This window comes from Pseudomonas sp. NPDC088414, from assembly GCF_044753325.1.
In the GTDB taxonomy this organism is placed as follows: Bacteria; Pseudomonadota; Gammaproteobacteria; order Pseudomonadales; family Pseudomonadaceae; genus Aquipseudomonas.
This window is the reverse complement of sequence record NZ_JBIVMY010000008.1, coordinates 1-26961: the sequence shown is the minus strand read 5'-3', so window position 1 is coordinate 26961 and position 26961 is coordinate 1. Positions and strand designations below refer to the sequence as shown.

Sequence of the window (26961 nt, the reverse complement as noted above, 5' to 3'; positions counted from 1 at the left end):
CGGGCGCGGCTGGCAGCAGCCGCGCCTTCACCGATAACAAGGAGAATTGGCATGACCAGCAACAACCCGCAAACCCGTGAGTGGCAAGCCCTGAGCAGCGATCACCACCTGGCCCCGTTCAGCGACTTCAAGCAGCTGAAAGAGAAGGGTCCACGGATCATCACCAACGCCAAGGGCGTGTACCTGTGGGACAGCGAGGGCAACAAGATCCTCGATGGCATGGCGGGTCTGTGGTGCGTGGCGATCGGTTATGGCCGCGATGAGCTGGCTGACGCCGCCGCGAAGCAGATGCGCGAACTGCCTTACTACAACCTGTTCTTCCAGACCGCGCACCCGCCGGCACTGGAACTGGCCAAGGCCATTGCTGACGTGGCGCCGGAAGGCATGAACCACGTGTTTTTCACCGGCTCCGGCTCCGAAGGCAACGACACCATGCTGCGCATGGTTCGCCATTACTGGGCGATCAAGGGCCAGCCGAACAAGAAAGTCATCATCAGCCGCAAGAACGGCTATCACGGTTCCACCGTGGCCGGCGCGAGCCTGGGTGGCATGACCTATATGCACGAGCAAGGCGACTTGCCGATCCCGGGCATCGTCCATATCGCGCAGCCGTACTGGTTCGCCGAGGGCGGCGACATGTCGCCGGAAGAGTTCGGCATCTGGGCGGCTAATCAGCTGGAAGAGAAGATTCTCGAAGTCGGCGTGGATAACGTCGGCGCCTTTATTGCCGAGCCGATTCAGGGCGCTGGCGGCGTGATCATTCCGCCGGACACCTACTGGCCGCGCATCAAGGAAATCCTCGCCAAGTACGACATCCTGTTCGTCGCTGACGAAGTGATCTGTGGTTTCGGTCGTACCGGCCAATGGTTCGGTTCGGATTTCTACGATCTGAAACCGGACATGATGACCATCGCCAAAGGCCTGACCTCCGGCTACATCCCGATGGGTGGCCTGATCGTCCGTGACGAAGTGGTGAAGGTGCTCAACGAAGGCGGCGATTTCAACCACGGCTTTACCTACTCCGGGCACCCGGTGGCGGCGGCGGTGGGTCTGGAAAACATCCGGATTCTGCGCGACGAGAAAATTATCGAGAACGCGCACAACGAAACGGCACCGTATTTGCAGAAACGTCTGCGCGAACTCAACGATCACCCGTTGGTGGGTGAAGTGCGCGGCGTCGGTTTGCTGGGGGCGATCGAGCTGGTGCAGGACAAGGCCACTCGCAAGCGTTACGAAGGTCGGGGCGTGGGCATGATCTGCCGGCAATTCTGCTTCGATAACGGCCTGATCATGCGCGCCGTGGGCGACACCATGATCATTGCGCCGCCGCTGGTGATCAGCAAGGCAGAGATCGATGAGCTGGTGACCAAGGCACGTAAATGCCTGGACCTGACCCTCAGTGCGTTGCAGGCCTAAGTGCTAGGCTTCGAGCGGGGGAGCTGCGGCGCTCTCGCTCGAAGGTGTCAGAAAGGTTGGCCTTTTCTTGAAAGACCGCCTCCGATCTTGCCAGACTAGCCGCAGTTCCAGTTGTCCGGGTTCGGCCGCTGAACAAAGTGGTTCAAAAAAGAAAAATTTGGAGCATGACGCATGAAGGCATTAGGTAAAAAGCTTGCTGGCAAGACTCTTCTCGCTTTGTCCGTTGCGGGCATGATGGCGGGTGCGGTTCAGGCGGATGACAAGGTACTGCACGTCTACAACTGGTCCGACTACATCGCGCCGGACACCATCGCCAACTTCGAGAAAGAATCCGGGATCAAGGTCGTCTACGACGTATTCGACAGCAACGAAACCCTGGAAGCCAAGCTGCTGGCGGGCAAGTCCGGTTATGACGTGGTCGTGCCGTCGAACAACTTCCTGGCCAAGCAGATCAAGGCTGGTGTTTATCAGGAACTGGACCAGTCCAAGCTGCCTAACTGGAAGAACCTGAACCAGGACCTGCTCAAGGCCGTGTCGGTCAGCGACCCGGGCAACAAGCACGCCTTCCCGTACATGTGGGGTTCGATCGGCATCGGTTACAACCCGGAGAAGGTCAAGGCTGCGCTGGGCGTCGACACCATCGACTCGTGGGACGTGCTGCTCAAGCCGGAAAACATCGCCAAGCTCAAGAGCTGCGGCGTGAGCTTCCTCGACTCGCCGACCGAAATGCTTCCGGTCGCGCTGCACTACCTGGGTCTGCCTACCGACACCCAGAAGAAAGAAGACATCAAGAAAGCCGAGGACCTGTTCCTCAAGATTCGTCCTTCGATCACCTACTTCCACTCATCCAAGTACATCTCGGACCTGGCCAACGGCAACATCTGTGTAGCGGTCGGCTACTCGGGTGACGTGCAGCAGGCCAAGTCCCGTGCCGCCGAGGCCGGTGACAAGGTCAAAGTCAGCTACGCCATTCCGAAGGAAGGCGCTGGCAGCTTCTTCGACATGGTCGCCATCCCTAAAGATGCCGAAAACGTCGAAGGCGCCTACAAGTTCATGACCTTCCTGCAGAAGCCTGAAGTCATGGCCGGCATCACCAACGCTGTACGTTTCCCGAACGGTAACGCTGCTGCAACGCCGCTGGTGAACAAAGATATCACCAGCGACCCGGGCATCTACCCGCCAGCCGACGTGCAGGCCAAGCTGTATGCGATCGCCGATCTGCCGGCCGCTACCCAGCGTGAAATGACCCGCAGCTGGACCAAGATCAAATCCGGTAAATAAGCCGGTTTGAAGCAACAACCACTGGCTGTCGTCGCCGCGACGGCGGCCAGCGGATCAATTAAATGACAGGAAGTTTTGCAGGAACGGTTTTTCGAGGGTAAGTTGCGCGCCGGTTTGGTTGCCGGGCAGCCATGGCTGTCATGTAACGCGGGGCAACTTGGGCCCAACTAATTTAGAGGACCTCCACTTGCCTATTTTTTCTTCTTTGCGCAACGCCCTGCTGGCCACTGCCGGCCTGACGATCGCTGTCGGAGCCCAGGCCGCCGGTACGGTGCATATTTATAACTGGTCGGATTACATCGGCGAGACCACCCTGGCCGACTTCGAGAAAGCCACCGGGATCAAACCGGTGTACGACGTGTTCGATTCCAACGAAACCCTGGAAGGCAAACTGCTGGCCGGGCGTACCGGTTACGACGTGGTCGTGCCGTCGAACCATTTCCTCGGCAAGCAGATCAAGGCGGGCGCGTTCCAGAAGCTCGACAGGTCGCAGTTGCCGAACTACTCGAATCTCGACCCGGTGCTGCTCAAGCGTCTGGAGCAGAACGACCCGGGCAACCAGTACGCCGTGCCGTACCTGTGGGGCACCAACGGCATCGGCTACAACGTCGAGAAAGTCAAAGCGGTGCTCGGCATCGACAAGATCGACTCCTGGAGCGTGCTGTTCGAACCGGAGAACATCAAGAAGCTGCACAGTTGCGGCGTAGCGTTCCTCGATTCGGCCGATGAAATGATGCCGACCGTGCTCAACTACATGGGCCTGAACGCCAACAGCACCAATCCGAAGGACTACGCCAAGGCCACCGACAAACTGCTGGCCGTGCGCCCGTACGTGACCTACTTCCACTCTTCGAAATACATCGGTGATCTGGCCAACGGCGATATTTGCGTGGCCATCGGTTTCTCCGGCGATATCTTCCAGGCCAAACACCGTGCCGAAGAAGCCAAGAAGGGCGTGACCATCGCCTACTCGATTCCGAAAGAGGGCGGCGCGCTGTGGTTCGACATGCTGGCGATTCCGAAGGACTCGTCCAACGTCAAAGAGGCCCACGCCTTCATCAACTATTTGCTGAAACCTGAGGTGATCGCCCAGGTCAGTGATTACGTCGGTTACGCCAACCCCAACCCCGGGTCGGACAAGCTGATGGAACAGTCCATCCGCACCGACGAAGCGGTTTATCCACCGCAGGCAGTCCTCGACAAGACCTACGTGTCGGTCGAGTTGCCACCCAATATTCAGCGTTTGATGACCCGTAGCTGGACCAAGGTCAAGTCGGGCAAGTAAGGCACAAACTATCCTGGGTTCGTCCACGTTGGGCGAACTGCACAGTTTTTTTCTGGGAGTTTCGTAAATGGCAGTTGCCTCCGGCGCCTATAAGAAAGCCCTCGAGGGCGACCAGACACCTAAGCAGGTGCTGGTCAAAATCGACCGGGTCACGAAGAAGTTCGACGAGACGATTGCCGTGGACGATGTGTCCCTGGAAATCAAGAAAGGCGAGATCTTCGCCCTGCTCGGCGGTTCGGGATCGGGCAAATCCACGCTGCTGCGGATGCTGCAGGGTTCGAACGGCCCACGGAGGGGCGCATTTTCCTCGACGGCGTCGACATCACCGACATGCCGCCGTACGAGCGACCGATCAACATGATGTTCCAGTCGTACGCCTTGTTCCCGCACATGACCGTGGCGCAGAACATTGCCTTCGGCCTCAAGCAGGACAAGATTCCGAACGCCGAGATCGATGCGCGCGTGGCCGAGATGCTCAAACTGGTGCAGATGAGCCAGTACGCCAAGCGCAAGCCGCATCAACTGTCCGGCGGTCAGCGGCAGCGTGTGGCCCTGGCACGCTCGTTGGCCAAGCGGCCGAAGCTGCTGCTGCTCGACGAGCCGATGGGCGCACTGGACAAGAAACTGCGTTCGCAGATGCAGCTGGAACTGGTGGAAATCATCGAGCGTGTGGGCGTGACCTGCGTGATGGTGACCCACGACCAGGAAGAGGCCATGACCATGGCCGAGCGCATCGCGATCATGCACCTGGGCTGGATCGCTCAGATCGGCAGCCCGATCGACATCTACGAAACCCCGACCAGCCGTCTGGTCTGCGAATTCATCGGCAACGTGAACATCTTCGAAGGCGAAGTGATCGACGACGCCGAAGGCCACGCGACTATCACCTGTAAGGACCTCGACCGGCAGATCTACGTCGGCCACGGCATCAGCACCTCGGTGCAGGACAAATCCGTGACCTACGCGATTCGTCCGGAGAAGCTGCTGGTCACCGCCGAAATGCCGACCTGCGAATACAACTGGTCGAGCGGCAAGGTGCATGACATCGCCTACCTCGGCGGGCACTCGGTGTTCTACGTCGAATTGCCGAGCGGCAAACTGGTGCAGTCGTTTGTCGCCAACGCCGAACGTCGCGGCCAGCGTCCGACCTGGGGCGATCAGGTTTACGTGTGGTGGGAAGACGACAGCGGCGTGGTACTTCGCTCATGAACATGCGCAAGTTCAAACGACGGCTCAACCGAATAATTCCCAATGGCCGGCAACTGGTCATCGGGGTTCCGTTCATCTGGCTGTTCCTGTTCTTCATGCTGCCGTTCTTCATCGTCCTGAAGATCAGCTTCGCTGAAGCCGACGTGGCCATCCCGCCGTACACCGAGATCTACACCTTCGCCGAGCAGAAGCTGCAACTGCTGCTGAACCTGGGCAACTACGCGATGCTCGGCGACGACGAGTTGTACATCGCCGCCTACCTCGGCTCGCTGAAGATGGCGTTCTTCAGCACGCTGCTGTGCCTGCTGATCGGCTACCCGATGGCCTACGCCATCGCCAGTGCGCGCAAAGAGCTGCAGACGGTGCTGGTGCTGCTGATCATGATGCCGACCTGGACCGCGATCCTGATCCGCGTTTACGCGTGGATGGGCATCCTCAGCAACAACGGCCTGCTCAACGGTTTCCTGATGAGCATGGGCTTTATCGACGAGCCGCTGCAGATCCTCAACACCAACCTGGCGGTGTACATCGGCGTGGTTTATTCGTACCTGCCGTTCATGATCCTGCCGCTGTACGCCAACCTGGTGAAGCACGATCAGAGCCTGCTGGAAGCCGCTTCCGACCTCGGTTCGAGCACCTTCAACAGCTTTTGGAAAATCACTATTCCGCTGTCCAAGAACGGGATCATCGCCGGCTGCATGCTGGTGTTCATCCCGGTGGTCGGCGAGTTCGTGATCCCGGAACTGCTTGGCGGCCCGGAAACCCTGATGATCGGTAAAGTGCTCTGGCAAGAGTTCTTCAACAACCGTGACTGGCCGGTGGCGTCCGCCCTGGCGGTGGTGATGCTGGCGATCCTGATTGTGCCGATCATCCTGTTCAACCGCAGTCAGGCCAAGGAAATGGAGGGCAAAGAATGAAACGCATCCGTTTCTCCAGCCTGATGCTGGTTCTGGGTCTGTTGTTCATCTACCTGCCGATGTTGATCCTGGTGATCTACTCGTTCAATGCCTCGAAACTGGTGACGGTGTGGGGCGGCTGGTCGATCAAGTGGTACGTCGGCCTGCTCGACAACACCCAACTGATGGGCTCGGTGGTGCGCTCGCTGGAAATCGCCTGCTACACCGCAGTTGCTGCCGTGGCGCTGGGCACGCTGGCAGCCTTCGTGCTGACCCGCATCACCCACTTCAAGGGCCGCACGCTGTTCGGTGGCCTGGTCACCGCGCCGTTGGTGATGCCGGAAGTGATCACCGGTCTGTCGCTGTTGCTGCTGTTCGTGGCCATGGCGCAGATGATCGGCTGGCCGCAGGAACGCGGCATCGTCACCATCTGGATCGCCCACACGACGTTCTGTGCGGCGTATGTGGCGGTGGTGGTGTCGGCGCGTCTGCGTGAGCTGGACCTGTCGATCGAAGAAGCGGCGATGGACCTCGGTGCGCGGCCGTGGAAGGTGTTCTTCCTGATCACCATCCCGATGATCGCGCCGTCGCTGGCAGCGGGCGGCATGATGTCGTTCGCTCTGTCGCTGGACGATCTGGTACTGGCGAGCTTCGTTTCCGGACCGGGCTCGACCACGCTGCCGATGGAAGTGTTCTCGGCGGTGCGTCTGGGCGTGAAGCCTGAGATCAACGCGGTGGCCAGTCTGATTCTGCTGGCGGTGTCGATCGTGACGTTCCTGGTGTGGTTCTTCAGCCGCCGTGCCGAAGAAGCGCGCAAGAAAGCCATCCAGCAAGCCATCGAAGAAGGCGCCGCCGATTCGTGGAAGCAACCGGACGTGCGCCGCGCGCCTGCGCCGGAAGCGGCCTGACAGGCAAAAAGATCGCAGCCTGCGGCAGCTCCTACAGGGATCGCATTCCACTGTAGGAGCTGCCGCAGGCTGCGATCTTTTGCTTTTGGAGCTCAGGAAATCCAGGGAGATTGGCGGATGACCTCAACAAAGTTCAGCGGTTTGAACCCCGGCTCCTGATCCTTCAGCACATCGGTCTTCACGTTGCCGAACGTGGTCTGCGGGCGATAGCGCAAGCCGTCGGCAAACGCGCAGATGATGCACTCCTTGAAACCTTCTCCGCGTGGATGCGCATGCACCACCGCCTCGCGCTGGGTGCTGCTGAACGCCGCGTAATCCATGCCCAGCACGTCCATCTCAACCCCGGCGGTGACCAGCGCCACGGTCGGCCGCAAATGCTTCGGCACCCCCGGCGTGGTGTGCAGGGCAATCGACAGCCACACCTGCTCGATATCGTCATCGCTCAGACCGTACGGCTTGAGAAACGCCGCTGCCGCGTTGGCGCCATCCACTTCGAAACGCTCGTCGGCGCTGCGATAGCCTTCGACCAGCCCGAGGTCATGGAACATCGCGCCGACGTACAGCAGCTCCGGGTTGTAGGCCAGTTGCCGGCGCTCACCGCTCAATGCGCCGAACAGAAACACCCGGCGCGAGTGGTGGTAGAGCAGGTCGGATTCAATGTCGCGAATGTACTCGGTGGTGGCCCGGGCGAGGGCGCTGTCGGGGATCTTGATGCCGGCAATGGTCGTGCTCATGAAGGTATCCTCATCGAAAACGCCGTCGTGGCGCTGATGGGCAAAGTCTGTTCCCCGAGGCACTAAACGGACAATCAACGCATGGCTGCGATCCTTGCCAATCGACCTGCAAATCGTGCCAACTCACGGCTTGAGCGCTTATCGCGCTCCTCCGTGGTGAGGGGATTCATCCCCGATGGACTGCGCAGCAGTCCCAAAACCTGCTGTTTCGGTGTATCAGGTAAACCGCGCAGTGAGGATCTACGACTGCTGCGCAGCCGATCGGGGATGAATCCCCTCGCCACAAAGAGCCCCCAGGAGGCTTATGAACAAAACCGTCGCCATCGTGGTGTTTCCCGGCGTGCAGGCGCTGGATGTCAGCGGGCCGATGGATGTGTTCGCCGAGGCCAATCGTTTTCTGCCGCCTGAGGATCACTATCGGCTGGAGGTGATTGGCCTCGAACGTGGGGCGATGGCTTGCTCCAATGGCCTGAACCTCAGCGCACACCGGCATTTCAGCGAAGCGCCGGCTGCTTATGACTTGTTGCTCGTCGCCGGCGGCCCGCAGTTGCCGTTCATGGATTTCGGCAAGCCATTCGACACGTGGCTGCGAGAGGCCTGCGCCCGTGCGTGGCGTTTCGGTTCGATCTGCAACGGAGCGTTCATGCTGGCGCGGGCGGGGTTGCTGGAAGGGCGCACCGTGACCACCCACTGGAACGATGCCGAAGCCTTGGCACTGTTGTGTCCATCGACCCAAGTCGAGGCCGATCGCCTGTATGTCGAGGACGGTGCGCTCTACACCTCGGCCGGGGTCACCGCCGGGATTGATCTGTCGCTGTACCTGTTGGCCCGTGATCACGGCGCCGAGGTGGCGCTGAGTGTGGCCAAGCGGCTGGTGGTGTTCACCCAGCGTTCGGGCGGACAGTCGCAGTTCAGTCCGTTTCTCACGCCGCATGCGGAGCCGACCTCGGCGGTGGCCATGGTGCAGTTGTATGTGCTGGCCAACCTCACCGGGGATTTGACGATTGCCGATCTGGCGAATGCGGCGAACATGAGTGCGCGCAATTTCTCAAGGGTGTTCGCCCGCGAGGCAAGGGTCACCCCGGCGGAGTTCGTCGAAAGTGCGCGGGTGGATGCGGCGCGGGTGTTGCTGGAAAGCACCACGGCGCCGCTGAAGACCGTGGCGTACCAGTGCGGGTTTCGCGATGCGCAGCACATGCGCAGTGTGTTCAATCGCCGGTTGGGGGTGACGCCGCAGCAGTTTCGGCTGAATTTTGCTGGGCTGCTCTGAAGGTCTCTTGCGTTCTTAAGGACCCCATCGCTGGCAAGCCAGCTCCCACAGGGTTTTGTGTCGTTCACAAATCATGAGAACACCAGAGACACTGTGGGAGCTGGCTTGCCAGCGATGGGCCCAGACCAGCCTGCACAAATTTATTGGGCAGCCCTTGCCCGCAACAGCTTCAACGTACTGCGGGTATTGGCCGTCACCTCTTCCTCGCTGAAGTGCGCCTGCACGTACATCCCCTCGACGTACTCCTCGGCCTGATCGTCGTAGTGGCTGTCGAACGGCACGCCGCTCTGGCCGACCGGGTTGATGGTCAGGCTGTGCGCCGGGTCGGCGAAGTCCATCAGCCGCCGCGTCGAAGGCCCGTAAGTCACCGGCCACGGCGCCGGGCCGAGCTTGGCCGAAAGGTTGTTCGGCACTTCATGACTGCCCGGTGCGGCGAACGGCCCGACGTTGACGATGCGGTCCAGTGGCTTCTGTTGTCCCAGTGGATGGCCATGGGTCAGGGTGTGCGCCGTACCCCATTGCCAGTCGGACGGATTGTCGCCGAGGCTCTGTTTCAGGTGCGTCATGCTCGCTTGCCACGCCGCTTTGACGATGTCGGCACGAGTTTCCTTGTTCGGCGTGTTGCGGTTGTCCCACCAGGGCGAATCCGCGTTCGCCGCCAGGCGCGGCAGGGCTGCATCAATCACCCGGGTCGACAGCAGCGTTTCGAAGAAATCGTTGCCCAGCTCATCACGCATCGCCGCATCGGCGAGGTCGTAGAGGAACTGGTTGAACACTGTGGCATTGACCGAATCCAGCGGATAGTCGCCTTGCCACTGTGCCAGTTGCTCGACCAGTTTCAGCTGCGCCGGATCGCTCACCACTTCTCGCAGCACCGGCAGCAGCGGCGCCAGGGTGCGCGGGCCGTAGGCGGTGGTGGTGCCCAGTTGCAGCTTCTGGTTGGCCTCGTTGCTCCATTTCACGTTCTTGTCGCTGAGCTGGCGATTGAGCTGCTGACCGCGATCGGCGAGGTTGTAGTAACCGGGAATCTCCATCCCGGTCGGTGACAGCGGCTGGAAGTTGGCCGAGACGATGTAGCCGCGCGGCGGATTTTCTTCCTGCGGGTTGGCGCTGAACGGGTAATAACCGTCCTTGTCCGCCTGATTGCCGCTGCCGTCGAGAATGAACTCCGGCTTGACCCCGGCCGGGCGCTTGGGCAACAGCGCCGAGGCCCACCAGGCGATGTCGCCCTTGGCGTTGGCGTAGACGATGTTCAGCCCCGGCGCCTGCACCTTGGCCGCCGCGGCGCGGGCCTTGGCCAGGGTATCGGCGCGGTTGAGCTGGTAGAAACCTTCGAGAATCGGGTTCGGTGTTTCGAGGAACGCCCACCACATGGCGATCGGTGTTTTCCCGGCAGCGGTGCCGAGGGCGTCGTTGACGATCGGGCCGTGGGGCGACTGGCGCAGGGTCAGCGTCACCGGTGCCTGGCCCTTCACCGCGATCTGCTGCTCGGTGCTGACCAGATCGGTCCACTGGCCGTGGTACCAGACCTGATTCGGATTGTCCGGGTTGACCTTCTCGGCGATCAGATCCAGATCGTCGTTCTGGAACATGGTCAGGCTCCAGCCGAAATCGAGGTTGTGCCCCAGGAACGCGAACGGCACCAACGCCTGATGATGGCCGTACAACTCAAACCCCGGCGCCGACAACTGCGCCTCGTACCACACCGACGGCACCGAGAAACGAATGTGCGGATCACCGGCCAGCAGCGGTTTGCCGCTCTGGCTGCGGCTGCCGGCGATCACCCAGGCGTTGCTGCCTTCGAATTGCGGCAGGCCGTTTTCAATCAGCGCCTGCTCGCTGAGGCGGGCGAGGGCGTTGAGGTCTTTCCAGTCGCTGGCGGCGAGGGCCGGCGTCTTTTTGGCGTGACCTTTGGCAAGCACGCCCTTGGGCTGCCAGTCGAGGTCGAAGACGTTGAGGTAATCGGCGCCGAGTTGATCGCGCACGTAGGTCAGCAACGGCTCGGTGCGAAACGCGGCGGCAAAGCTGTAGGCCATGTAACCGGCGACGCTGATGCTGTCTTCGGCGGTGAACGGCCGCTTGGGGATGCCCAGCACGTCGAACTCGATCGGCGCGGCGTGGCTGTCCTGATATTGGTTGATTCCGTCCAGATAGGCTTGCAGGGCCTTCCACGCCGGTGACTGCTTATCGAGGCTGGCGACATAACTGGCAGCGCGCTCGCGGATGCGCAGGCTGCGGAACAGTTTGTCGGTGTCGAGCAGCTTCGGCCCGAGCACTTCAGCCAACTCGCCGCGTGCGAGGCGGCGCATGGCTTCCATCTGGAACAGTCGGTCTTGAGCGTGCACGTAGCCGAGGGCGCGATACAGATCGGTTTCGTTCTCGGCACGAATATGCGGCACCCCGCGTTCGTCATAGCGCACGGTCACCGAACCCTGCAGATTGCGCAGCTCCACCTGGCCCTGACGCGTTGGTTGCTTGCTGTAGACGTACCCGCCGACGCCGGCGAGCAGGACAACGATGAGCAAGGCAAGAACGGTGAAGACGCGTTTCATGGTGACTCCTTGTGCATGCGGGATTGCCGCCCGTCGGGCTGCAAACAATTAGCACAGACCTTCCGTGCCGTGCATCGCTGTCCTCGAAAAGTCCGGAATGCCTTACTGCGCCACCACCGGCCACGGGCAATAACAACCGACCGCCAGGGTGTGCGTGGCGTTGACCGGGCGATCATCGGTCAGGGCATTGAGGATCGGTTCGATAAAACTGTTGCTGGAATTGCAGGTCAGCCCTTCGCTGTACGGCCCGAAGTACGCCAGTTTGCCGCTACGGTCCCAGATCGCCACGGCGGGACTGGCCGGGATCTGCTCGGAGCCGGGCAATACCGCGATGGTTTTCAGATTGCTCAGGGTGGCGGGCAGCTGGCCGTGGGAGCCGGCGCGCTGCACGGCGAAGAATTCCACACCGCGCGCGCCGTACTGCTCGACCATCTCGGTCAGGTGCTGTTGATTGCCGACGTTGCACGGGCAGGCCGGGTCCCAGAAGTGCACGAGGCGGATTTTGCCGGGACCGGCCAGCTCATCCGGCAGACGCAACGGATCCCCGGAAAACACCGCCGTGTGCTGACTGAATGCACGCAGATAGCGCCCCTGAAACCAGTCGTACGCCGCCCACAGCACCCCGGCACACACAAGCGCGAGCAGGCTGGCAAACAGTGCGGTGCGGTAGGGCGAGCGCATGGTTTTTGGGTCCTCGAAGGTGGGCTAGCTTGCCATGCTTGTCGCAACAGATGAATATCGCAGGCCGATAAAGTCTGTTTACCGCTTTGGAATACCCGCATGCCTGACACTTTCGATGCCGATCATTTACGCGCCAGCCTCAAGCCTTTGGCCCAGTGGCAGCCGTTGTCGGACGAGGCCAAGGCGTATCAGCGGTTTTATAAAACCGACTTCCCGGAGCGTGATGTCTGGCGCGGCATGGGCCGTTTCGAAGTCGATGGTTACGAGCTGGTCAGCCATTGCTGGTGGCCGGAGAAGGTCAAGGGCACGCTGTTTCTGCTGCACGGTTTTTACGATCACACCGGTTTGTACCGGCATGTGATCGAGTGGGCGCTGGATCAGGATTTTGCCGTCATCGCCTGCGACTTGCCGGGGCATGGCCTGTCGAGCGGAGCGCGGGCGAGCATTCGCGACTTCTCCGAATATCAGGACACCTTGCAGGCGTTGTTCGCTGAAGCCAGTTCGATTGCGCTGCCGCAGCCCTGGCACCTGTGCGGGCAAAGCACTGGCGGCGCGATTGTCGTCGACCATGTGCTCAACCATGGCGAGCACAGTCCGGCGCAGGGGCATCTGATTCTGCTGGCGCCACTGGTACGTCCGCGCGCCTGGGGCTGGTCGCAGCTCAGTTATTACCTGCTGAGGCCTTTCGTGCGAGGCGTCACCCGGCGTTTCAGCGAGAACTCCAACGACCCGGATTTCCTGCCGTTTCTGCAGACCGACCCGTTACAGCCCAAACGCTTGCCGACCGCGTGGGTCGGTGCGCTGTCGCGCTGGATCATCCGCGTCGAACACGCGAAAAAAAGTCCGCGACGGCCGCTGATCATTCAGGGGCAGGCAGACATGACCGTGGACTGGCAGCACAACCTGCAAGTGATGAAATGGAAGTTCGACCGGCCACAGATTCTGCTGCTGCCGGAGGCGCGGCATCATCTGGCGAACGAGACTCTGGAGATGCGCGAGGAATATTTCGAGTTTCTGAACAAGCGGATCAGGGGGCGGAATCTCTAGCGTCTTCGAGGGCCTTATCGCGAGCAGGCTCACTCTTACAATTGATCGCGGTCTCCTGTAGGAGTGAGCCTGCTCGCGATGGCGGTCTGAAAGGCGATAAAGCTTACTGGCCAAGGTTCGAAGAGCTTTGCCCCACCGCCAAACCCGCCCGGATCGCTGCCAGCGCCGCCTGGTAATACGCCTTGCCCTCGCTGGACTCGGCAAAGGTCGCGAACTGCTCCAGTTCGTCATCCGACAGATCGCGATAAACGTAGAGCAGCGTGTTGTTCAAATCGGCGCCGATCTGCTCCATCAGGCGCTGGCGCTGGCCGTTCAACATGCCTTGCGCCTGACCGCCGCCGAGCAGGCCGGGAATCATCGAACTCAAACTGTCCGCCGCCACGCCGGCAATCGCCAGGCTGACCTCGGCACCGGCCTCGCGGGCGGGCAGCGCCTGGGCCAGATGGCCGATGATCAGCAGGCGGCTGTCGCTGGCCTGCATCTTCGGCAGGCCCTTGGCGTTCTTCGCCAGTTGATCGCGACGGGTGGCAAGCAATTCAGCGGCGACGATTTTCTTGCCCAGCGGTGACTGGAAGAAAGTCAGCGCCGGTTGTGGATCGGCAAGGTGCTGACGCAGTTGCGCTTCGGCACGCTGATCCATGGCCTGCGGGGCGAAGCGCTGGTTGCTGTTGTTGACCAGGGCTTGAAACACCGCCGGTGGCAGGTTGTTCTGGTAGCGCTGCTGCGCGGCACTCAGGGCATCATTGAAATGCGCACGTTGATCTGGCCAGCCGGCGATCTTGTACAACTGATCGTGGCCGTCCGCCCAGGCGGGCAAAACGCAGAACATCAACAGTGAAAAAAGCAAACGGCGCATAGGGACTCCTGTCAGCAGCGGACTATTCTCCGTGCGGTGCCGGTACTTGTCGAGAATTCGTATCAAGCCGCCGTGTGGCTCTGTCGGATTTCTTGCCGCAGGCATACTATGCGCGCCATGCAAATATCCTCTGAACACCCGCTGCTGTTACGCATCGTCGACGACCTGGCCGAGCATGGCTGGTCGCAGCAGAACATTTTCCTGCCCGCGGGTTTGACCCGTGAGCTGGCGGCTGAGTGCCGCAAACGTGAAGCCGAGGGTGAACTGGCGCCGGCGGCGGTGGGTCGTGGGCCGTTTTCGGAGATTCGCGAGGGCATTCGTGGCGACCACATCCAGTGGATCGACCCGGGCCAGGCCGAGGCCAGCGACCGTTATCTGCACCTGATGGACAGCCTGCGCGAGGCGCTCAATCGTGGGCTGTTCCTCGGCCTCGAGGATTTCGAGTGCCATTTCGCCCTGTATCCGCCGGGCGCTTTCTATCGCAAGCACGTTGATCGTTTTCGCGACGACGACCGGCGCATGGTCTCGGCGGTGGTCTACCTCAATGACGCGTGGCTGCCGGAAGACGGCGGTCAGTTGCGCATGTATCTGGACGAAGACCGGGTGCATGACGTGCAACCGACTGGCGGCTGTCTGGTGGTGTTCCTCTCCGGCGAAGTGCCCCATGAAGTGCTGCCGGCGCACCGCGAACGCCTGTCGTTGACCGGCTGGTTCCGCCGCCGTGGCAACGAGCCGTTCTGATATGCAGAAGATTCTGGTCAGCCGCTGCCTGTTGGGCCACCGCGTGCGTTACGACGGCGGGGCCAGCGGGCCGTTCGATCTGCTTGAGCGGTGGATCGCCGAAGGGCGTGTGGTGCCGTTGTGTCCGGAAGTCGCCGGTGGCCTGCCGACTCCACGTGCTGCGGCGGAAATCCCCGGCGGGCAGGGCGCCGAAGTGCTCGATGGCAAGGCGGCGGTGATCACCACCGAAGGCGAGGACGTCAGCGCGCAGTTTCTCGACGGCGCGCGGCAGGCGCTGGCGCTGGTGCAGAAACACGGCATCCACGTCGCGGTGCTCAAGGCCAACAGTCCTTCCTGCGGGAATTTGCTGACTTATGACGGGACGTTCAGTGGCGTGAAGGTCTCGGGAGAAGGCGTAACGGCGGCGTTGCTCAAACGCCATGGGGTGCAAGTCTTCAGTGAACTCGAACTACTGCAGGCCGCAATGGCCCTGACCCAACTCGACTAAAAACCACCGTTGACCCCCTGTAGGAGTGAGCCTGCTCGCGATAGCGGTCTATCAGCACATGAGTGAATGACTGACAGACCGCTATCGCGAGCAGGCTCACTCCTACAGGGTTTGTGTGTTCATTTAGGTTCGGTGAACCACTTCGCGGACAACGCCGCCAATCGCCCATCCGCCTTGATCCGCTGCAAAGCACCTTCCAGGCTGGCGTGAAACGCCGGGTTGCCCTTCTGAAACGGGATCGCCAGCTCCACCGGGGTCGCCTTCGGTTTCTCCTCGGTCAGTGCCTGCACCAGCACCATCGGCCGTGGCTGCTCATCCTTCTTTGCCCACAACTGCGAATCGACCTTGCCGTAAGACTCGCTGACGTCGAAACGATCCTTGAGTTCAGGTGTCAGTGCTATGTGGTTGAGCGCAACGTCGTACTTGCCGCTTTCAACGCCCTGGAGCAGGTCGGCTTCGTCGGTGACGATGAAGTCGGCGCGCACATCCAGCTCGTTGGCCAGCAGTTGCCCAAGCTCGACCTCGAACCCCGTGAGTGTGTCGCCATCCTTGAAATTGAAGGGCGGTGTATTAGCCTCAAGGGCTATGCGCAACTCGCCACGGTCGTTGACGTCATCAATCAGTTCGGCGTGAGCCAGAGGGCTCAGAAGGGGTAGCAGGCAGATCAGGCCAGGCAGAAAGCGCATGGTCACTCCTTTGAAATCATTATTGCGATGCTCTGAGTCAGGCTCGCTTTGCTATGGTTGTCGAGTGCCTTCGACAACGAATGGTCATGAAGTTGTCATGACCGCGCGGATTTTACGGAAAAACTGGAGAAGAGAATGAAAACGTTTATGTCACGAGCAGCCTTGGCTGGCCTGTTGATGGGTGTTTCAGTGCTGGCCAGTGCAGCGACCCCGGCGCCCAAAGGTGCCGAAGTGTTCATCGTTTCTCCCGAGGACGGGGCCACGGTTTCTCAGGAGTTCAAGGTCAAGTTCGGGGTCAAGGACATCGCGTTGGCACCGGCCGGTGATGTCACCAAGAACACCGGTCACCATCACCTGCTGATCGATGCCAAGGAAATCGTTCCGGCCGGTTCCGTCGTGCCGACCGACGCCAACCACATGCACTTCGGCAAGGCGCAGACCGAGGCCACGATCAAACTGGCCCCGGGCAAGCACACCTTGCAGCTGGAGCTGGGCGACAGCGGCCACATGGCGTTCGATCCGCCGATCGTCTCGAAGAAAATCACCGTCAACGTCAAATAAATTTCGGCGTTGCATGAAAAAGGGAGCCCGAAGGCTCCCTTTTTTTGTCGCTCAGCGTCGGATCAGAACAACACGCGGCTACGGATAGTACCGTTGACGTGTTGCAGCTTCTCTTGCGCCAGCTCCGAGTATTCGGCGTCGACGTCGATCACCACGTAACCGACTTTCTCGTTGGTCTGCAGGAACTGACCGGAGATGTTGATACCGTTTTCGGCGAAGACCTTGTTGATCTCGCTCATCACACCCGGAATGTTCTCGTGGATGTGCAGCAGACGGTGCTTGCCAGGGTGAGCCGGCAGGGCCACTTCCGGGAAGTTCACCGACGAAACGGAGGTACCGTTGTCGCTGTACTTGACCAGTTTTTCCGCCACTTCCAGACCGATGTTGGCCTGCGCTTCGGCAGTCGAGCCACCGATGTGCGGGGTCAGGATCACGTTGTCCAGGCCACGCAGCGGGCTTTCGAACTCTTCGTCGTTGGAGCGTGGCTCCACCGGGAACACGTCGATGGCCGCGCCGATCAGGTGCTTGTCCTTGATCGCGTCCGCCAGGGCGTCCAGCTCGACCACGGTGCCGCGCGCGGCGTTGATCAGGATGCCGCCCTTCTTGATGGCGCGGATTTCCTTCTCGCCGATCATCCACTGGGTCGCAGCGGTTTCCGGTACGTGCAGGGTGACGATGTCGGACATGCCCAGCAGCTCGTGCAGGTTGCCGACCTGCGTGGCGTTGCCCAGCGGCAGCTTGGTCACGGTGTCGTAGAAGAACACCTGCATGCCCAGACCTTCCGCCAGAACCGACAGCTGCGTACCGATCGAGCCGTAGCCGACGATGCCGAGTTTCTTGCCACGGATCTCGAAGGAGTTGGCTGCGGATTTGATCCAGCCGCCACGGTGGCAGGAAGCGTTTTTCTCAGGGATGCCGCGCAGCAGCAGGATCGCTTCGGCCAGCACCAGTTCCGCGACGGAGCGGGTGTTGGAGTACGGCGCGTTGAACACGGCGATGCCGCGCTCGCGGGCAGCACTCAGGTCAACCTGGTTGGTGCCGATGCAGAAACAGCCGACCGCGACCAGCTTCTTCGCGTGATCGAAGATCTCTTCGGTCAGTTGGGTGCGCGAACGAATGCCGATGAAGTGAGCGTCAGCGATCTTTTCCTTGAGCTCGGCTTCCGGCAAGGAGCCTGTAAGGTATTCGATGCTGGTGTAGCCCGCCGCCTTGAGGACGTCGACAGCCGATTGGTGGACGCCTTCGAGAAGAAGGAACTTGATCTTGCTCTTATCGAGAGAAGTCTTGCTCATCTGCGTAAACCTGTATCCCGGAGAAAAATGGCAGGGAGGGGAGCAGCCTGGAGCTGACCCAAACGGCAGGAAAGCCGTTACCGCAGAACCGGCCTTGGGCACTGGCCTGCGGGGTCGGTATGCTAGCATAGCCGCCCCGCTAATCACTCATTCCTGCGACGTGAAGCGTTCTCAGGATGACCATGAATTGTTCGAGAGTTCTGTCGATGACCAATCCTGCCCTGATTGATGAACTGAAGACCCTGGTCGAGCCTGGCAAGGTCCTGACCGACGCCGACTCCCTGAATGCATACGGCAAGGATTGGACCAAGCACTTCGCGCCCGCGCCCTGCGCCATCGTGTTTCCCAAGACCATCGAACAGGTGCAGGCGATCGTCCGCTGGGCCAATGCCCACAAGGTGGCGCTGGTGCCGTCGGGCGGGCGCACCGGGCTGTCCGCCGCCGCCGTCGCCGCGAATGGCGAAGTGGTGGTGTCGTTCGACTACATGAACCAGATTCTCGACGTGAACCTCACTGACCGCACCGCCGTGTGTCAGCCGGCGTGGTCACCGAGCACCTGCAGAACATCGCCGAAGAGAACGGCTTGTATTACCCGGTTGACTTCGCCTCCGCTGGTTCGAGCCAGATTGGCGGCAATATCGGCACCAATGCCGGCGGGATCAAGGTGATTCGCTACGGCATGACCCGTAACTGGGTCGCTGGCCTGAAAGTGGTCACCGGCAAGGGCGATGTGCTGGAGCTGAACAAAGACCTGATCAAGAACGCCACCGGTTACGACCTGCGCCAGTTGTTCATCGGCGCCGAAGGCACCCTCGGTTTCGTGGTCGAAGCGACCATGCGCCTGGATCGTGCGCCGAAAAACCTCACCGCGATGGTCCTCGGCACCGCCGACTTCGACTCGATCATGCCGGTGCTGCATGCGTTCCAGGGCAAACTCGACCTGACCGCGTTCGAATTCTTCTCCGACAAGGCGCTGGCCAAAGTGCTGGGCCGTGGCGATGTGCCGGCGCCGTTCGAGACCGAGTGCCCGTTTTATGCGCTGCTGGAATTCGAAGCGACCAGCGAGGAAGTGGCCAACACGGCGTTGGAAACCTTCGAACACTGCGTCGAGCAGGGCTGGGTGCTGGACGGTGTGATGAGCCAGAGCGAAACCCAGCTGCAGAACCTGTGGAAGCTGCGCGAGTACATCTCCGAAACCATCTCGCACTGGACACCGTACAAGAACGACATCTCGGTCACTGTGTCGAAAGTCCCGGCATTTCTGCAGGAAATCGACGCGATCGTCGGCAAACACTATCCGGATTTTGAAATCGTCTGGTTCGGCCACATCGGCGACGGCAACCTGCACCTGAACATCCTCAAGCCGGATAACCTGAGCAAGGACGAGTTCTTCGCCAAGTGCGCGACCGTCAACAAATGGGTGTTCGAAACCGTCGAGAGGTACAACGGTTCGATCTCCGCCGAGCACGGCGTGGGCATGACCAAGCGCGACTACTTGACGTACAGCCGTTCGCCGGTCGAAATCGAGTACATGAAAGCGGTCAAAGCGGTGTTCGACCCCAACGGCATCATGAACCCGGGCAAGATCTTCGCGGTTTGATTGGCAATCCCCTGAATCAATGAAGGCAGGAGTCGGTAAATGAGCTATCAGCACCAGTATGTCGACGGCACGCGCATCCACTTCCCGATCGGGAAAGTGGTGTGCATAGGCCGTAATTACGCCGAACACGCCAAGGAACTGGACAACCCGGTGCCTACCGAGCCGTTGCTGTTCATCAAGCCAGGCAGTTGCGTGGTGCCGCTGGAAGGCGGTTTCAGCATTCCGACCGAGCGCGGTTCGGTGCACTACGAAGCGGAAATCGCCGTGTTGATCGGCAAGCCACTGTCGACCAAACCGAGCCGCGAAGAAGTGCTGGATGCGATCTCCGGTTTCGCCCCGGCGCTGGACCTGACCCTGCGCGACAAGCAGGCCGAACTCAAGTCCAAGGGCCTGCCATGGGAAATCGCCAAGTCGTTCGACGGCGCCGCGGTGATCGCGCCGTTCGTGGTCGGCAGCACTTTCCCTGACCTGACCGACATCGGCATTCGCCTGACCATCAACGGTGAAGTGCGTCAGGACGGCAACAGCAGCGCGATGCTCAACCCGATCGTGCCTATGATCCAGCACATGGCCGGCTGCTTCTCGCTGCAGGCCGGCGACGTGATCCTTACCGGCACGCCAGTGGGCGTCGGCCCGCTGAATGTCGGCGACGACATCGTGCTGGAACTGGTTGGCGCGAGCAGCTTCAGCAGCAGCGTGCGCTGACCGAACGCATCCGATACACGGCAACTGTGGCGAGGGAGCTTGCTCCCGCTGGACTGCGCAGCAGGCCCCTGCTTTTTGAAGTGAAAAGCAGGGTCGCTTCGCGCCCCAGCGGGAGCAAGCTCCCTCGCCACAAGTGCCCGCTCCTGCATTGGCTCTGTGTCGCGGCTCGCAAAGCCGCACGACAATCCCGCCATTTGCCGTTTTTTTCACATTCTGTCCGGATAATTCCTCTCATTCTGGCGTCTGAGCCGGCCTCTTTGTGCTATTACCCATAGCCTGAATTTTCGGAATGCGTCCCTGATGTCAGCTCACACTCAGCTCAATCCTCCTCGTCGCTCACGTTCCGCCCTGCGCTGGTATGTCTGGCTGTTGCTGGTGCTCGCTGTCGCTTATGGCGTGGCGCATATCATGCATTGGGACGACCGTGGTCTGCTGTGGCTGCGCGAGCGTCTCGAGACTCAGGCTGAGCAGAAGGCAAGCATCTGGCTGCCGGACTATCGGGCGGTCATCGACGGCAAACTGCTGCCGGGCATGGAAAAGGACGAGGCTTCGGATCTGTCCTACAACCCGCAGACCAAAACCCTGTTTTCGGTGATGGGCAAGAATCCGTTCCTGGTCGAGCTGACTCTGCAAGGTGATGTGCTGCGCAAGATGCCGCTGGTGGGCTGGACCAACCCGGAAGGCGTGACAGTGATGGAAAACGGCCTGATGGCGATCGTCGATGAGCGCGAGCACCTGCTGACCATCGTCAAGGTCGATGCCAGCACTCGCGAACTGAATATCGCCGATTTCCCGAAATACGACCTCGGCCCGTCGAAAAACCAGAACAAGGCGTTCGAAGCAATCACCTGGGATCCGCGCAATCAGCAGTTGCTGCTGGGCGAAGAGCGTCCGCCTGCGCTGTTCACCTGGAAAAGCGACGGTAGCCAGATCCTCAAGGGCGACAAGCAGAAGCTTGCCAATGATGAACTGGATATCCGCAACCTCTCGGCGCTGGCCATCGACCCGCGTACCGGCCACACCTTGGTGCTGTCCGCCGACTCGCATCTGCTGCTGGAGCTGGACGAGAAGGGCGAGCAGGTCAGCTTCATGACCCTGCTCGGCGGCTTCAATGGCCTGAAGAGCACCATCCCTCGCGCCGAAGGCGTGACCATGGACGACGCCGGTACGCTGTACATGGTCAGCGAGCCGAATCTGTTCTACCGCTTCGAAAAACAAAAGTAGCAGCCCGAATCTCTCCCCTGTAGGAGCTGCCGCAGGCTGCGATCTTTTGCTTTTGTTTTTCAAGATCAAGATCAAAAGATCGCAGCCTGCGGCAGCTCCTGCACGGTTCTGTTGTGGGAAAGGGCAAGTGGCCATTAAGCTTCAGTTCAGACAGGCGTGATATTTCATCCGCCTGTTTTGATCCCGAGCCTGCCTGAATGCTTCGACTTGCCCGTCCCAAACCCCTGATCGTCATCCTGTCGGTGATTGTCCTGATCGCATTGGTCGCGATCGGCCAATACCTGCGCCTGTTCGAGCGCGCCTGGTTCAATCTGCACAGCCTGTGGCAACCGTTGAACAGCCAGGCCATTGGTCTGGATCAATACCGGGTCGAGGTGGAAGCCCGGGTCATCGACGGGCTGAACGACGATGTCTCGGCGTTGACCTTCGATCCGGTGCGCAAAAGCCTGTTCACCTTGACCAACAAGAATGCCGAACTGGTCGAGTTGTCGCTGGAGGGCAAGATCCTGCGGCGCATCGCGCTGATTGGCTTTGGTGATGCGGAAGCGGTTGAGTTCATCAGCGCCGACACTTACGTGATCACCGACGAGCGCGAGCAACGCCTGATCAAGGTGCATCTGGAGCGGGACACCACGTTCCTCGATGCAGCAGACGCCGAACAAATGACCCTCGGCGTGCACATGAGTGGCAACAAGGGTTTCGAAGGTCTGGCCTATGACTCGGTGGGCAAACGCCTGTTCGTCGCCAAGGAGCGTGACCCGATGCTGATTTATGAAGTGCACGGTTTCCCGCACTTCAATCCGGAAAAATCCTACGCGGTACACGTGATCAACAACCCCAAGCGCGATGCCGGGATGTTCGTGCGCGATCTGTCGAGCCTGCAATACGACGAGCGCAGCGGCCATTTGCTGGCGCTGTCCGACGAGTCGGGGCTGATTCTGGAACTGGATGTGGACGGGCGGCCGTTGAGCACGCTGTCGCTGAACAAGGGCCGGCAGGGCTTGCGCAAGAGCGTGCCGCAGGCCGAAGGCATTGCGATGGATGATGACGGGACGTTGTATCTGGTGAGTGAGCCGAATCTGTTTTACGTCTTCAAGAAACCTGCGCAGAACTAACCAACACCCCAAAACACTGTGGGAGCTGGCTTGCCAGCGATGGGGCCATCACTTTCAACATCAATGTTGACTGACAGGCCGCCATCGCTGGCAAGCCAGCTCCCACAGGTTTTTTCATCTGCCCATAAAAATGTGGACAGCCTGAATTATTCAGCTTTGAGGGTTTTCACACCTTCGCTGGTGCCCAGCAGCAACAGATCCGCCGGACGCGCCGCGAACAGGCCGTTGGTGACCACACCAACGATCGCATTGATCTGCGCTTCCAGCTCCACCGGGTTGGTGATCTGCAGGTTGTGCACGTCGAGGATGATGTTGCCGTTGTCGGTCAGCACGCCTTCGCGGTACACCGGGTCGCCGCCCAGTTTCACCAGTTGGCGGGCGACATGGCTGCGGGCCATCGGAATCACTTCCACTGGCAGCGGGAATTCGCCCAGCACCGGCACCAGTTTGCTGGCGTCGGCGATGCAGATGAAGGTCTTGGCCACGGCCGCGACGATCTTCTCGCGGGTCAGGGCCGCGCCGCCGCCCTTGATCAGGTTCAGGTGTTCGTCGCTTTCATCGGCGCCGTCGACGTAGAACTCCAGGTCGCTGACGGTGTTCAGTTCATACACCGGAATGCCGTGGCCCTTGAGGCGCGCGGCAGTGGCTTCGGAGCTGGCAACCGCGCCATCGAACGCGCCCTTGTGCTGGGCCAGCGCATCGATGAAGCAGTTGGCAGTGGAGCCGGTGCCGACCCCGACGATGCTCTTGTCGTCGAGTTTCGGAAGGATGAAGTCGACGGCGGCCTGAGCCACTGCCTGTTTGAGTTGATCCTGGGTCATGCGGGCTCCGGAAGCGGGCAAGGGGAGAACGGAAAGGCCGGCATTATAGGCGCCGAGGTGGTGAAGGGGGAAACACCCCTGTGGCGAGGGAGCTTGCTCCCGCTGGAGCGCGAAGCGGTCCTTTTGCATTCTTTCAGACAAATCGTATGTTCTGATTTACGACTGCTGCGCAGCCGAGCGGGAGCAAGCTCCCTCGCCACAATAGGTCTCCACACCCTAAAACCCCCTGTTCAGTGTGGTCGTGCGCCCAAAAGCCGGGTTAGACTCGTCGGTCCCGCCCAATCGCCAGTGATGCTTTCCGATGCTCGAACAGTACGTCAAAAAGATCCTCACCTCGCGCGTTTATGACGTTGCCGTAGAAACCCCGCTGCAGAACGCTCGTCAGCTCTCCGAGCGGCTGGGCAATGACATCTGGCTCAAGCGTGAAGACTTGCAGCCGGTGTTCTCGTTCAAGATTCGCGGCGCCTACAACAAGTTGACCCAGCTGACTGACGAAGAACGCGCCCGTGGCGTGGTCACCGCGTCGGCGGGCAACCATGCGCAGGGTCTGGCGCTGGCGGCGAAAGTGCTGGGCGTGAAAGCGACCATCGTGATGCCCAAGACTACTCCGGAGATCAAGGTCGAAGGCGTGCGTTCGCGCGGCGGCAAAGTGGTGTTGCACGGTGATTCGTTCCCGGAAGCACTGGCCTACTCGCTGAAACTGGTCGATGAAAAGGGCTACGTCTACATCCACCCGTACGACGATCCGCACACCATTGCCGGGCAGGGCACCGTGGCGATGGAAATTCTGCGCCAGCACCCGCAACCGCTGGACGCGATCTTCGTTCCGGTCGGTGGCGGCGGTCTGATTGCCGGCATCGCGGCGTACGTGAAATACCTGCGGCCGGACATCAAGGTCATCGGCGTCGAGCCGGACGACTCCAACTGCCTGCAAGCGGCCATGGCCGCCGGTGAGCGCGTGGTGCTGCCGACCGTGGGTATCTTCGCCGACGGCGTGGCGGTGGCTCAGATCGGTCAGCACACCTTCGACATCTGCAAGGATTACGTCGACGAGGTGATCACCGTCAGCACCGACGAAATCTGTGCGGCAATCAAGGATATCTACGACGATACCCGCTCGATCACCGAACCTGCCGGCGCCTTGGGCGTGGCCGGGATCAAGAAGTACGTCGAGTTGCGCGGCGTCAGTGGCCAGACCTTCGTCGCCATCGACTCCGGGGCCAACGTCAACTTCGACCGTCTGCGCCACGTCGCCGAGCGCGCCGAGCTGGGCGAGGGCCGTGAAGCGATCATCGCCGTGACCATTCCGGAGCAGGCCGGCAGCTTCAAGGCCTTCTGCGAAGCGATCGGCAAGCGCCAGATCACCGAATTCAACTACCGCTACAACACCGGCAGCGAAGCGCACATCTTCGTCGGCGTGCAGACGCACCCGGAAAACGACCCGCGCAGCGCACTGTTGGCGAGTCTGGCCGAGCAGGGCTTTCCGGTCATCGATCTGACCGACAACGAGCTGGCCAAGCTGCACATCCGCCACATGGTCGGCGGGCGCGCGGCGCAGGTGGTCGATGAAGTGGTGCTGCGCTTCGAATTCCCGGAGCGCCCGGGCGCGCTGTTCAACTTTCTCAACAAGCTCGGCGGACGCTGGAACATCTCGATGTTCCATTACCGCAACCATGGTGCGGCGGATGGCCGTGTCGTCGCAGGTCTGCAAGTTCCGCATGACGAGCGTCATCTGGTACCGGCGGCGCTGGCGGAGATCGGCTACCCGTACTGGGACGAAAGCGACAACGCGGCCTATAAGCTGTTTCTTGGCTGAGCGGCTACGCTGATGGGCAGGCCCTAAGGAAATCGAACAATGGAAACGTTAACTGCCCTGAAGATGGCGCACGTGGTGGCAACGGTGGTGTTGCTGGCCAGTGCGCTGGGGCTGGGGATCTGGGTTTTTCTGGCGCGCCGCAAAGGTGATGCAACGGCCGGTAGTCGCACCTTGCAACGGCCACGGGTGTTCATCTGGTTGTTGATGGGCCTGGCTTTGCTGAGCATGCCGTTTACCGGCTGGGGCATGGTGCATCGGGTCGGCTGGCCGCTGGGGCAGACCTGGCTGCTGGCCTCAAGCGTGCTGTACACCGTGGCCGCGCTGGCGTGGTTCTGGTTGCTGGTGCGGTTGAATCGGTTGCGCAAGGCGCCGGGTGGCGTTGGCAAGTTCACGTTTGCCTTGGCGTTATTCAGCTTTGTCTGCTTTATCGCGATTGCCGGGTTGATGGGCGCCAAGCCTGTTTAGGGCTTGAGATCGCGTCGACCCCATCGCGAGCAGGCTCACTCCTACAGTTGACCGAGTTCCAAATTTGGAATGCGCTCCACTGTAGGAGTGAGCCTGCTCGCGATAGCGATATCAGTCACGCAACGAAATCACCGGCCAGCCACGCTTCTCGGCCTCGGCCCGCAGATTCGGATCCGGATCCACCGCCACCGGGTTCGCCACCTGCTCCAGCAGCGGCAGATCATTCATCGAATCGCTATAGAAATAGCTGTCATCCAGCGAATACCCGGTTTCCTCCAGCCAGCGATTGAGGCGGGTCACCTTGCCCTCACGGAAGCACGGAATGTCGGTGCTGCGCCCGGTGTAGCGGCCATCGACCATCTCGCACTCGGTGGCGATCAGGGTTTCGACGCCCAGGCGTACGGCAATCGGTGCAGTGACGAAGCGGTTGGTGGCGGTGATGATCACCAGTTTGTCGCCGGCGTCGCGATGCTTTTTCAGCAGTTCCAGCGCCTTGGGCAGCACGATCGGTTCGATGCAGTCGCGCATATAGTCGTTGTGCCATTGATCGAGCACGGCCATGTCGGTGCGACCGAGGATTTCCAGGCAGAAGTTCAGGTACGCGGCGTTATCCAGCTGGCCGGCCATGTAATCCTGATAGAACTCGTCGTTGCGCGTCTTGTACGCCACCGGATCGAGGAAGCCGCGTTCGCACAGATAGTCGCCCCAGGCGTGATCGCTGTCGCCGCCCAGAAGGGTGTTGTCCAAATCGAATAGAGCCAGGCGCATTGCAGTTACCCGCTGAAAAGTCAGTAAAAAGGCGACAAGAATACGGTCTTTTCACAAGAGTGCACATAAGGTAGGAACCTTCGTTGCCGCCTTATCAAGCTTTGTGGAACAATGCGGCGACATGCGTTTGCGAGGTTGTTGCCGTGATCGACCCCGATGGTTTCCGCCCCAATGTCGGGATCATTCTGACGAATGACGCCGGCCAGGTGCTATGGGCTCGCCGTATCAATCAAGATGCCTGGCAGTTTCCGCAAGGGGGAATCAACCCCGAGGAGACGCCGGAAGACGCCTTGTACCGCGAGCTGAACGAAGAAGTTGGCCTGGAACGTGAAGATGTTGAAATACTGGCCTGTACCCGGGGCTGGTTGCGCTATCGTTTGCCGCAACGTCTGGTGCGTACCCACAGCCAACCGCTGTGCATCGGCCAGAAACAGAAATGGTTTCTCCTGCGCCTGATCTCCAACGAGCAGCGGGTGCGGATGGATTTGACCGGTAAACCGGACTTCGAAGCCAGGCGCAGGGTCAGATATTGGTATCCGATGGGA

Annotated in this window: 24 protein-coding genes and 2 pseudogenes; 18 read left to right on the top strand and 8 right to left on the bottom strand. The window is 60.7% G+C overall.

Translation table 11 applies throughout. The features are described 5' to 3' along the window. Positions 1-51: 51 nt before the first annotated feature. From ACIP8I_RS10295 to ACIP8I_RS10270, 6 genes and pseudogenes are all read left to right on the top strand, one after another. Positions 52-1416 carry an aspartate aminotransferase family protein gene (locus ACIP8I_RS10295; RefSeq protein ID WP_166495276.1) on the top strand — a complete coding sequence of 455 codons (1365 nt, stop codon included), beginning with the start codon at positions 52-54 and terminating at the stop codon, positions 1414-1416. A 171-nt stretch (positions 1417-1587) separates the two neighbouring features. Then, positions 1588-2697 (top strand): polyamine ABC transporter substrate-binding protein, encoded by a 1110-nt coding sequence (locus tag ACIP8I_RS10290; protein WP_007967997.1) that lies wholly within the window; start codon positions 1588-1590, stop codon positions 2695-2697. A gap of 187 nt (positions 2698-2884) precedes the next feature. Continuing rightward, on the top strand, positions 2885-3982 hold the full coding sequence (locus tag ACIP8I_RS10285) for a polyamine ABC transporter substrate-binding protein (RefSeq protein ID WP_400760749.1): 1098 nt from the start codon (positions 2885-2887) through the stop codon (positions 3980-3982). 67 nt (positions 3983-4049) lie between these two features. After that, positions 4050-5191: pseudogene (locus tag ACIP8I_RS10280) on the top strand (ABC transporter ATP-binding protein). A gap of 35 nt (positions 5192-5226) precedes the next feature. Then, entirely contained in the window at positions 5227-6108 is an 882-nt protein-coding gene (locus tag ACIP8I_RS10275; RefSeq protein WP_171061891.1) for an ABC transporter permease subunit, read from the top strand. Continuing rightward, positions 6105-6995, top strand: coding sequence for an ABC transporter permease subunit (locus ACIP8I_RS10270; RefSeq protein WP_007968003.1), 891 nt, complete (start codon positions 6105-6107; stop codon positions 6993-6995). The genes ACIP8I_RS10275 and ACIP8I_RS10270 overlap by 4 nt, the downstream gene beginning before the upstream one ends. 92 nt (positions 6996-7087) lie before the next feature. Here ACIP8I_RS10270 and ACIP8I_RS10265 read toward each other — a convergent pair whose 3' ends face one another. Further along, positions 7088-7729, bottom strand: a complete 642-nt coding sequence (locus ACIP8I_RS10265) for an HD domain-containing protein (protein WP_400760746.1) — start codon at positions 7727-7729, stop codon at positions 7088-7090. A gap of 304 nt (positions 7730-8033) precedes the next feature. Here ACIP8I_RS10265 and ACIP8I_RS10260 point away from each other — a divergent pair, with 304 nt between their 5' ends. Further along, positions 8034-8999 carry a GlxA family transcriptional regulator gene (locus ACIP8I_RS10260; RefSeq protein WP_400760743.1) on the top strand — a complete coding sequence of 322 codons (966 nt, stop codon included), beginning with the start codon at positions 8034-8036 and terminating at the stop codon, positions 8997-8999. 140 nt (positions 9000-9139) lie between these two features. Here the strand turns inward: ACIP8I_RS10260 and ACIP8I_RS10255 are convergent, their stop codons facing one another. Then, positions 9140-11551 (bottom strand): penicillin acylase family protein, encoded by a 2412-nt coding sequence (locus ACIP8I_RS10255; RefSeq protein ID WP_400760740.1) that lies wholly within the window; start codon positions 11549-11551, stop codon positions 9140-9142. Between the two features lie 102 nt (positions 11552-11653). Then, positions 11654-12232, bottom strand: a complete 579-nt coding sequence (locus ACIP8I_RS10250; RefSeq protein WP_135296792.1) for a DUF6436 domain-containing protein — start codon at positions 12230-12232, stop codon at positions 11654-11656. A 99-nt stretch (positions 12233-12331) separates the two neighbouring features. Between ACIP8I_RS10250 and ACIP8I_RS10245 the strand changes: the two genes are divergently transcribed. Continuing rightward, positions 12332-13279, top strand: coding sequence for an alpha/beta hydrolase (locus ACIP8I_RS10245; protein WP_400760737.1), 948 nt, complete (start codon positions 12332-12334; stop codon positions 13277-13279). Between the two features lie 103 nt (positions 13280-13382). Here the strand turns inward: ACIP8I_RS10245 and ACIP8I_RS10240 are convergent, their stop codons facing one another. Then, entirely contained in the window at positions 13383-14135 is a 753-nt protein-coding gene (locus ACIP8I_RS10240) for a DUF2059 domain-containing protein (RefSeq protein ID WP_097088904.1), read from the bottom strand. 108 nt (positions 14136-14243) lie between these two features. Between ACIP8I_RS10240 and ACIP8I_RS10235 the strand changes: the two genes are divergently transcribed. Beyond that, the gene (locus tag ACIP8I_RS10235; protein ID WP_400760735.1) at positions 14244-14876 is read left to right on the top strand and encodes a 2OG-Fe(II) oxygenase; all 633 of its coding nucleotides are present in this window, start codon (positions 14244-14246) and stop codon (positions 14874-14876) included. A gap of 1 nt (position 14877) precedes the next feature. Continuing rightward, on the top strand, positions 14878-15363 hold the full coding sequence (locus tag ACIP8I_RS10230; protein WP_400760733.1) for a DUF523 domain-containing protein: 486 nt from the start codon (positions 14878-14880) through the stop codon (positions 15361-15363). A 119-nt stretch (positions 15364-15482) separates the two neighbouring features. Here the strand turns inward: ACIP8I_RS10230 and ACIP8I_RS10225 are convergent, their stop codons facing one another. Further along, on the bottom strand, positions 15483-16049 hold the full coding sequence (locus ACIP8I_RS10225; RefSeq protein ID WP_400760731.1) for a transporter substrate-binding domain-containing protein: 567 nt from the start codon (positions 16047-16049) through the stop codon (positions 15483-15485). A 135-nt stretch (positions 16050-16184) separates the two neighbouring features. Here ACIP8I_RS10225 and ACIP8I_RS10220 point away from each other — a divergent pair, with 135 nt between their 5' ends. Next, on the top strand, positions 16185-16610 hold the full coding sequence (locus ACIP8I_RS10220; RefSeq protein WP_204894086.1) for a DUF4399 domain-containing protein: 426 nt from the start codon (positions 16185-16187) through the stop codon (positions 16608-16610). 62 nt (positions 16611-16672) lie between these two features. Here the strand turns inward: ACIP8I_RS10220 and serA are convergent, their stop codons facing one another. Then, positions 16673-17902 carry a phosphoglycerate dehydrogenase gene (gene serA, locus ACIP8I_RS10215; protein WP_003229219.1) on the bottom strand — a complete coding sequence of 410 codons (1230 nt, stop codon included), beginning with the start codon at positions 17900-17902 and terminating at the stop codon, positions 16673-16675. A 206-nt stretch (positions 17903-18108) separates the two neighbouring features. Between serA and ACIP8I_RS10210 the strand changes: the two are divergent. The 4 genes and pseudogenes from ACIP8I_RS10210 to ACIP8I_RS10195 all read left to right on the top strand — a co-directional run bounded on the left by ACIP8I_RS10210 (position 18109) and on the right by ACIP8I_RS10195 (position 22546). Then, positions 18109-19502: pseudogene (locus ACIP8I_RS10210) on the top strand (FAD-binding oxidoreductase). Between the two features lie 39 nt (positions 19503-19541). Further along, on the top strand, positions 19542-20207 hold the full coding sequence (locus ACIP8I_RS10205) for a fumarylacetoacetate hydrolase family protein (protein WP_027610530.1): 666 nt from the start codon (positions 19542-19544) through the stop codon (positions 20205-20207). A gap of 300 nt (positions 20208-20507) precedes the next feature. Continuing rightward, positions 20508-21431 carry an SdiA-regulated domain-containing protein gene (locus tag ACIP8I_RS10200; protein WP_400760727.1) on the top strand — a complete coding sequence of 308 codons (924 nt, stop codon included), beginning with the start codon at positions 20508-20510 and terminating at the stop codon, positions 21429-21431. A gap of 197 nt (positions 21432-21628) precedes the next feature. Further along, positions 21629-22546: an SdiA-regulated domain-containing protein gene (locus ACIP8I_RS10195; RefSeq protein WP_400760725.1), complete on the top strand. Its 918-nt coding sequence runs from the start codon at positions 21629-21631 to the stop codon at positions 22544-22546. 146 nt (positions 22547-22692) lie between these two features. Here ACIP8I_RS10195 and rpiA read toward each other — a convergent pair whose 3' ends face one another. Further along, entirely contained in the window at positions 22693-23367 is a 675-nt protein-coding gene (rpiA, locus tag ACIP8I_RS10190; protein ID WP_007965573.1) for a ribose-5-phosphate isomerase RpiA, read from the bottom strand. A 301-nt stretch (positions 23368-23668) separates the two neighbouring features. Between rpiA and ilvA the strand changes: the two genes are divergently transcribed. Continuing rightward, the gene (gene ilvA / locus ACIP8I_RS10185) at positions 23669-25183 is read left to right on the top strand and encodes a threonine ammonia-lyase, biosynthetic (protein WP_400760723.1); all 1515 of its coding nucleotides are present in this window, start codon (positions 23669-23671) and stop codon (positions 25181-25183) included. Between the two features lie 39 nt (positions 25184-25222). Beyond that, positions 25223-25648, top strand: coding sequence for a DUF2269 domain-containing protein (locus tag ACIP8I_RS10180; protein WP_400760721.1), 426 nt, complete (start codon positions 25223-25225; stop codon positions 25646-25648). A gap of 111 nt (positions 25649-25759) precedes the next feature. Here ACIP8I_RS10180 and ACIP8I_RS10175 read toward each other — a convergent pair whose 3' ends face one another. Beyond that, complete coding sequence (locus ACIP8I_RS10175) at positions 25760-26416, bottom strand: HAD family hydrolase (RefSeq protein WP_400760719.1); 657 nt, start codon at positions 26414-26416, stop codon at positions 25760-25762. Positions 26417-26559: 143 nt separating this feature from the next. Between ACIP8I_RS10175 and ACIP8I_RS10170 the strand changes: the two genes are divergently transcribed. Beyond that, positions 26560-26961: RNA pyrophosphohydrolase (locus ACIP8I_RS10170; RefSeq protein ID WP_400760717.1), on the top strand; the 402-nt coding region annotated here is incomplete at its 3' end.

Excerpts from the sequence above, each read along its gene's own strand:
- ilvA (WP_400760723.1), top strand. The coding sequence starts at position 23,669 with ATGCTCGAACAGTACGTCAAAAAGATCCTCACCTCGCGCGTTTATGAC.
- ACIP8I_RS10180 (WP_400760721.1), top strand. The coding sequence starts at position 25,223 with ATGGAAACGTTAACTGCCCTGAAGATGGCGCACGTGGTGGCAACGGTG.
- ACIP8I_RS10250 (WP_135296792.1), bottom strand. The coding sequence starts at position 12,232 with ATGCGCTCGCCCTACCGCACCGCACTGTTTGCCAGCCTGCTCGCGCTT.
- ACIP8I_RS10255 (WP_400760740.1), bottom strand. The coding sequence starts at position 11,551 with ATGAAACGCGTCTTCACCGTTCTTGCCTTGCTCATCGTTGTCCTGCTC.
- ACIP8I_RS10270 (WP_007968003.1), top strand. The coding sequence starts at position 6,105 with ATGAAACGCATCCGTTTCTCCAGCCTGATGCTGGTTCTGGGTCTGTTG.
- ACIP8I_RS10290 (WP_007967997.1), top strand. The coding sequence starts at position 1,588 with ATGAAGGCATTAGGTAAAAAGCTTGCTGGCAAGACTCTTCTCGCTTTG.
- ACIP8I_RS10205 (WP_027610530.1), top strand. The coding sequence starts at position 19,542 with ATGAGCTATCAGCACCAGTATGTCGACGGCACGCGCATCCACTTCCCG.
- ACIP8I_RS10195 (WP_400760725.1), top strand. The coding sequence starts at position 21,629 with ATGCTTCGACTTGCCCGTCCCAAACCCCTGATCGTCATCCTGTCGGTG.
- ACIP8I_RS10235 (WP_400760735.1), top strand. The coding sequence starts at position 14,244 with ATGCGCGCCATGCAAATATCCTCTGAACACCCGCTGCTGTTACGCATC.
- ACIP8I_RS10230 (WP_400760733.1), top strand. The coding sequence starts at position 14,878 with ATGCAGAAGATTCTGGTCAGCCGCTGCCTGTTGGGCCACCGCGTGCGT.
- serA (WP_003229219.1), bottom strand. The coding sequence starts at position 17,902 with ATGAGCAAGACTTCTCTCGATAAGAGCAAGATCAAGTTCCTTCTTCTC.
- ACIP8I_RS10265 (WP_400760746.1), bottom strand. The coding sequence starts at position 7,729 with ATGAGCACGACCATTGCCGGCATCAAGATCCCCGACAGCGCCCTCGCC.
- ACIP8I_RS10295 (WP_166495276.1), top strand. The coding sequence starts at position 52 with ATGACCAGCAACAACCCGCAAACCCGTGAGTGGCAAGCCCTGAGCAGC.
- ACIP8I_RS10260 (WP_400760743.1), top strand. The coding sequence starts at position 8,034 with ATGAACAAAACCGTCGCCATCGTGGTGTTTCCCGGCGTGCAGGCGCTG.
- ACIP8I_RS10225 (WP_400760731.1), bottom strand. The coding sequence starts at position 16,049 with ATGCGCTTTCTGCCTGGCCTGATCTGCCTGCTACCCCTTCTGAGCCCT.
- ACIP8I_RS10245 (WP_400760737.1), top strand. The coding sequence starts at position 12,332 with ATGCCTGACACTTTCGATGCCGATCATTTACGCGCCAGCCTCAAGCCT.
- rpiA (WP_007965573.1), bottom strand. The coding sequence starts at position 23,367 with ATGACCCAGGATCAACTCAAACAGGCAGTGGCTCAGGCCGCCGTCGAC.
- ACIP8I_RS10200 (WP_400760727.1), top strand. The coding sequence starts at position 20,508 with ATGTCAGCTCACACTCAGCTCAATCCTCCTCGTCGCTCACGTTCCGCC.
- ACIP8I_RS10240 (WP_097088904.1), bottom strand. The coding sequence starts at position 14,135 with ATGCGCCGTTTGCTTTTTTCACTGTTGATGTTCTGCGTTTTGCCCGCC.
- ACIP8I_RS10220 (WP_204894086.1), top strand. The coding sequence starts at position 16,185 with ATGAAAACGTTTATGTCACGAGCAGCCTTGGCTGGCCTGTTGATGGGT.
- ACIP8I_RS10175 (WP_400760719.1), bottom strand. The coding sequence starts at position 26,416 with ATGCGCCTGGCTCTATTCGATTTGGACAACACCCTTCTGGGCGGCGAC.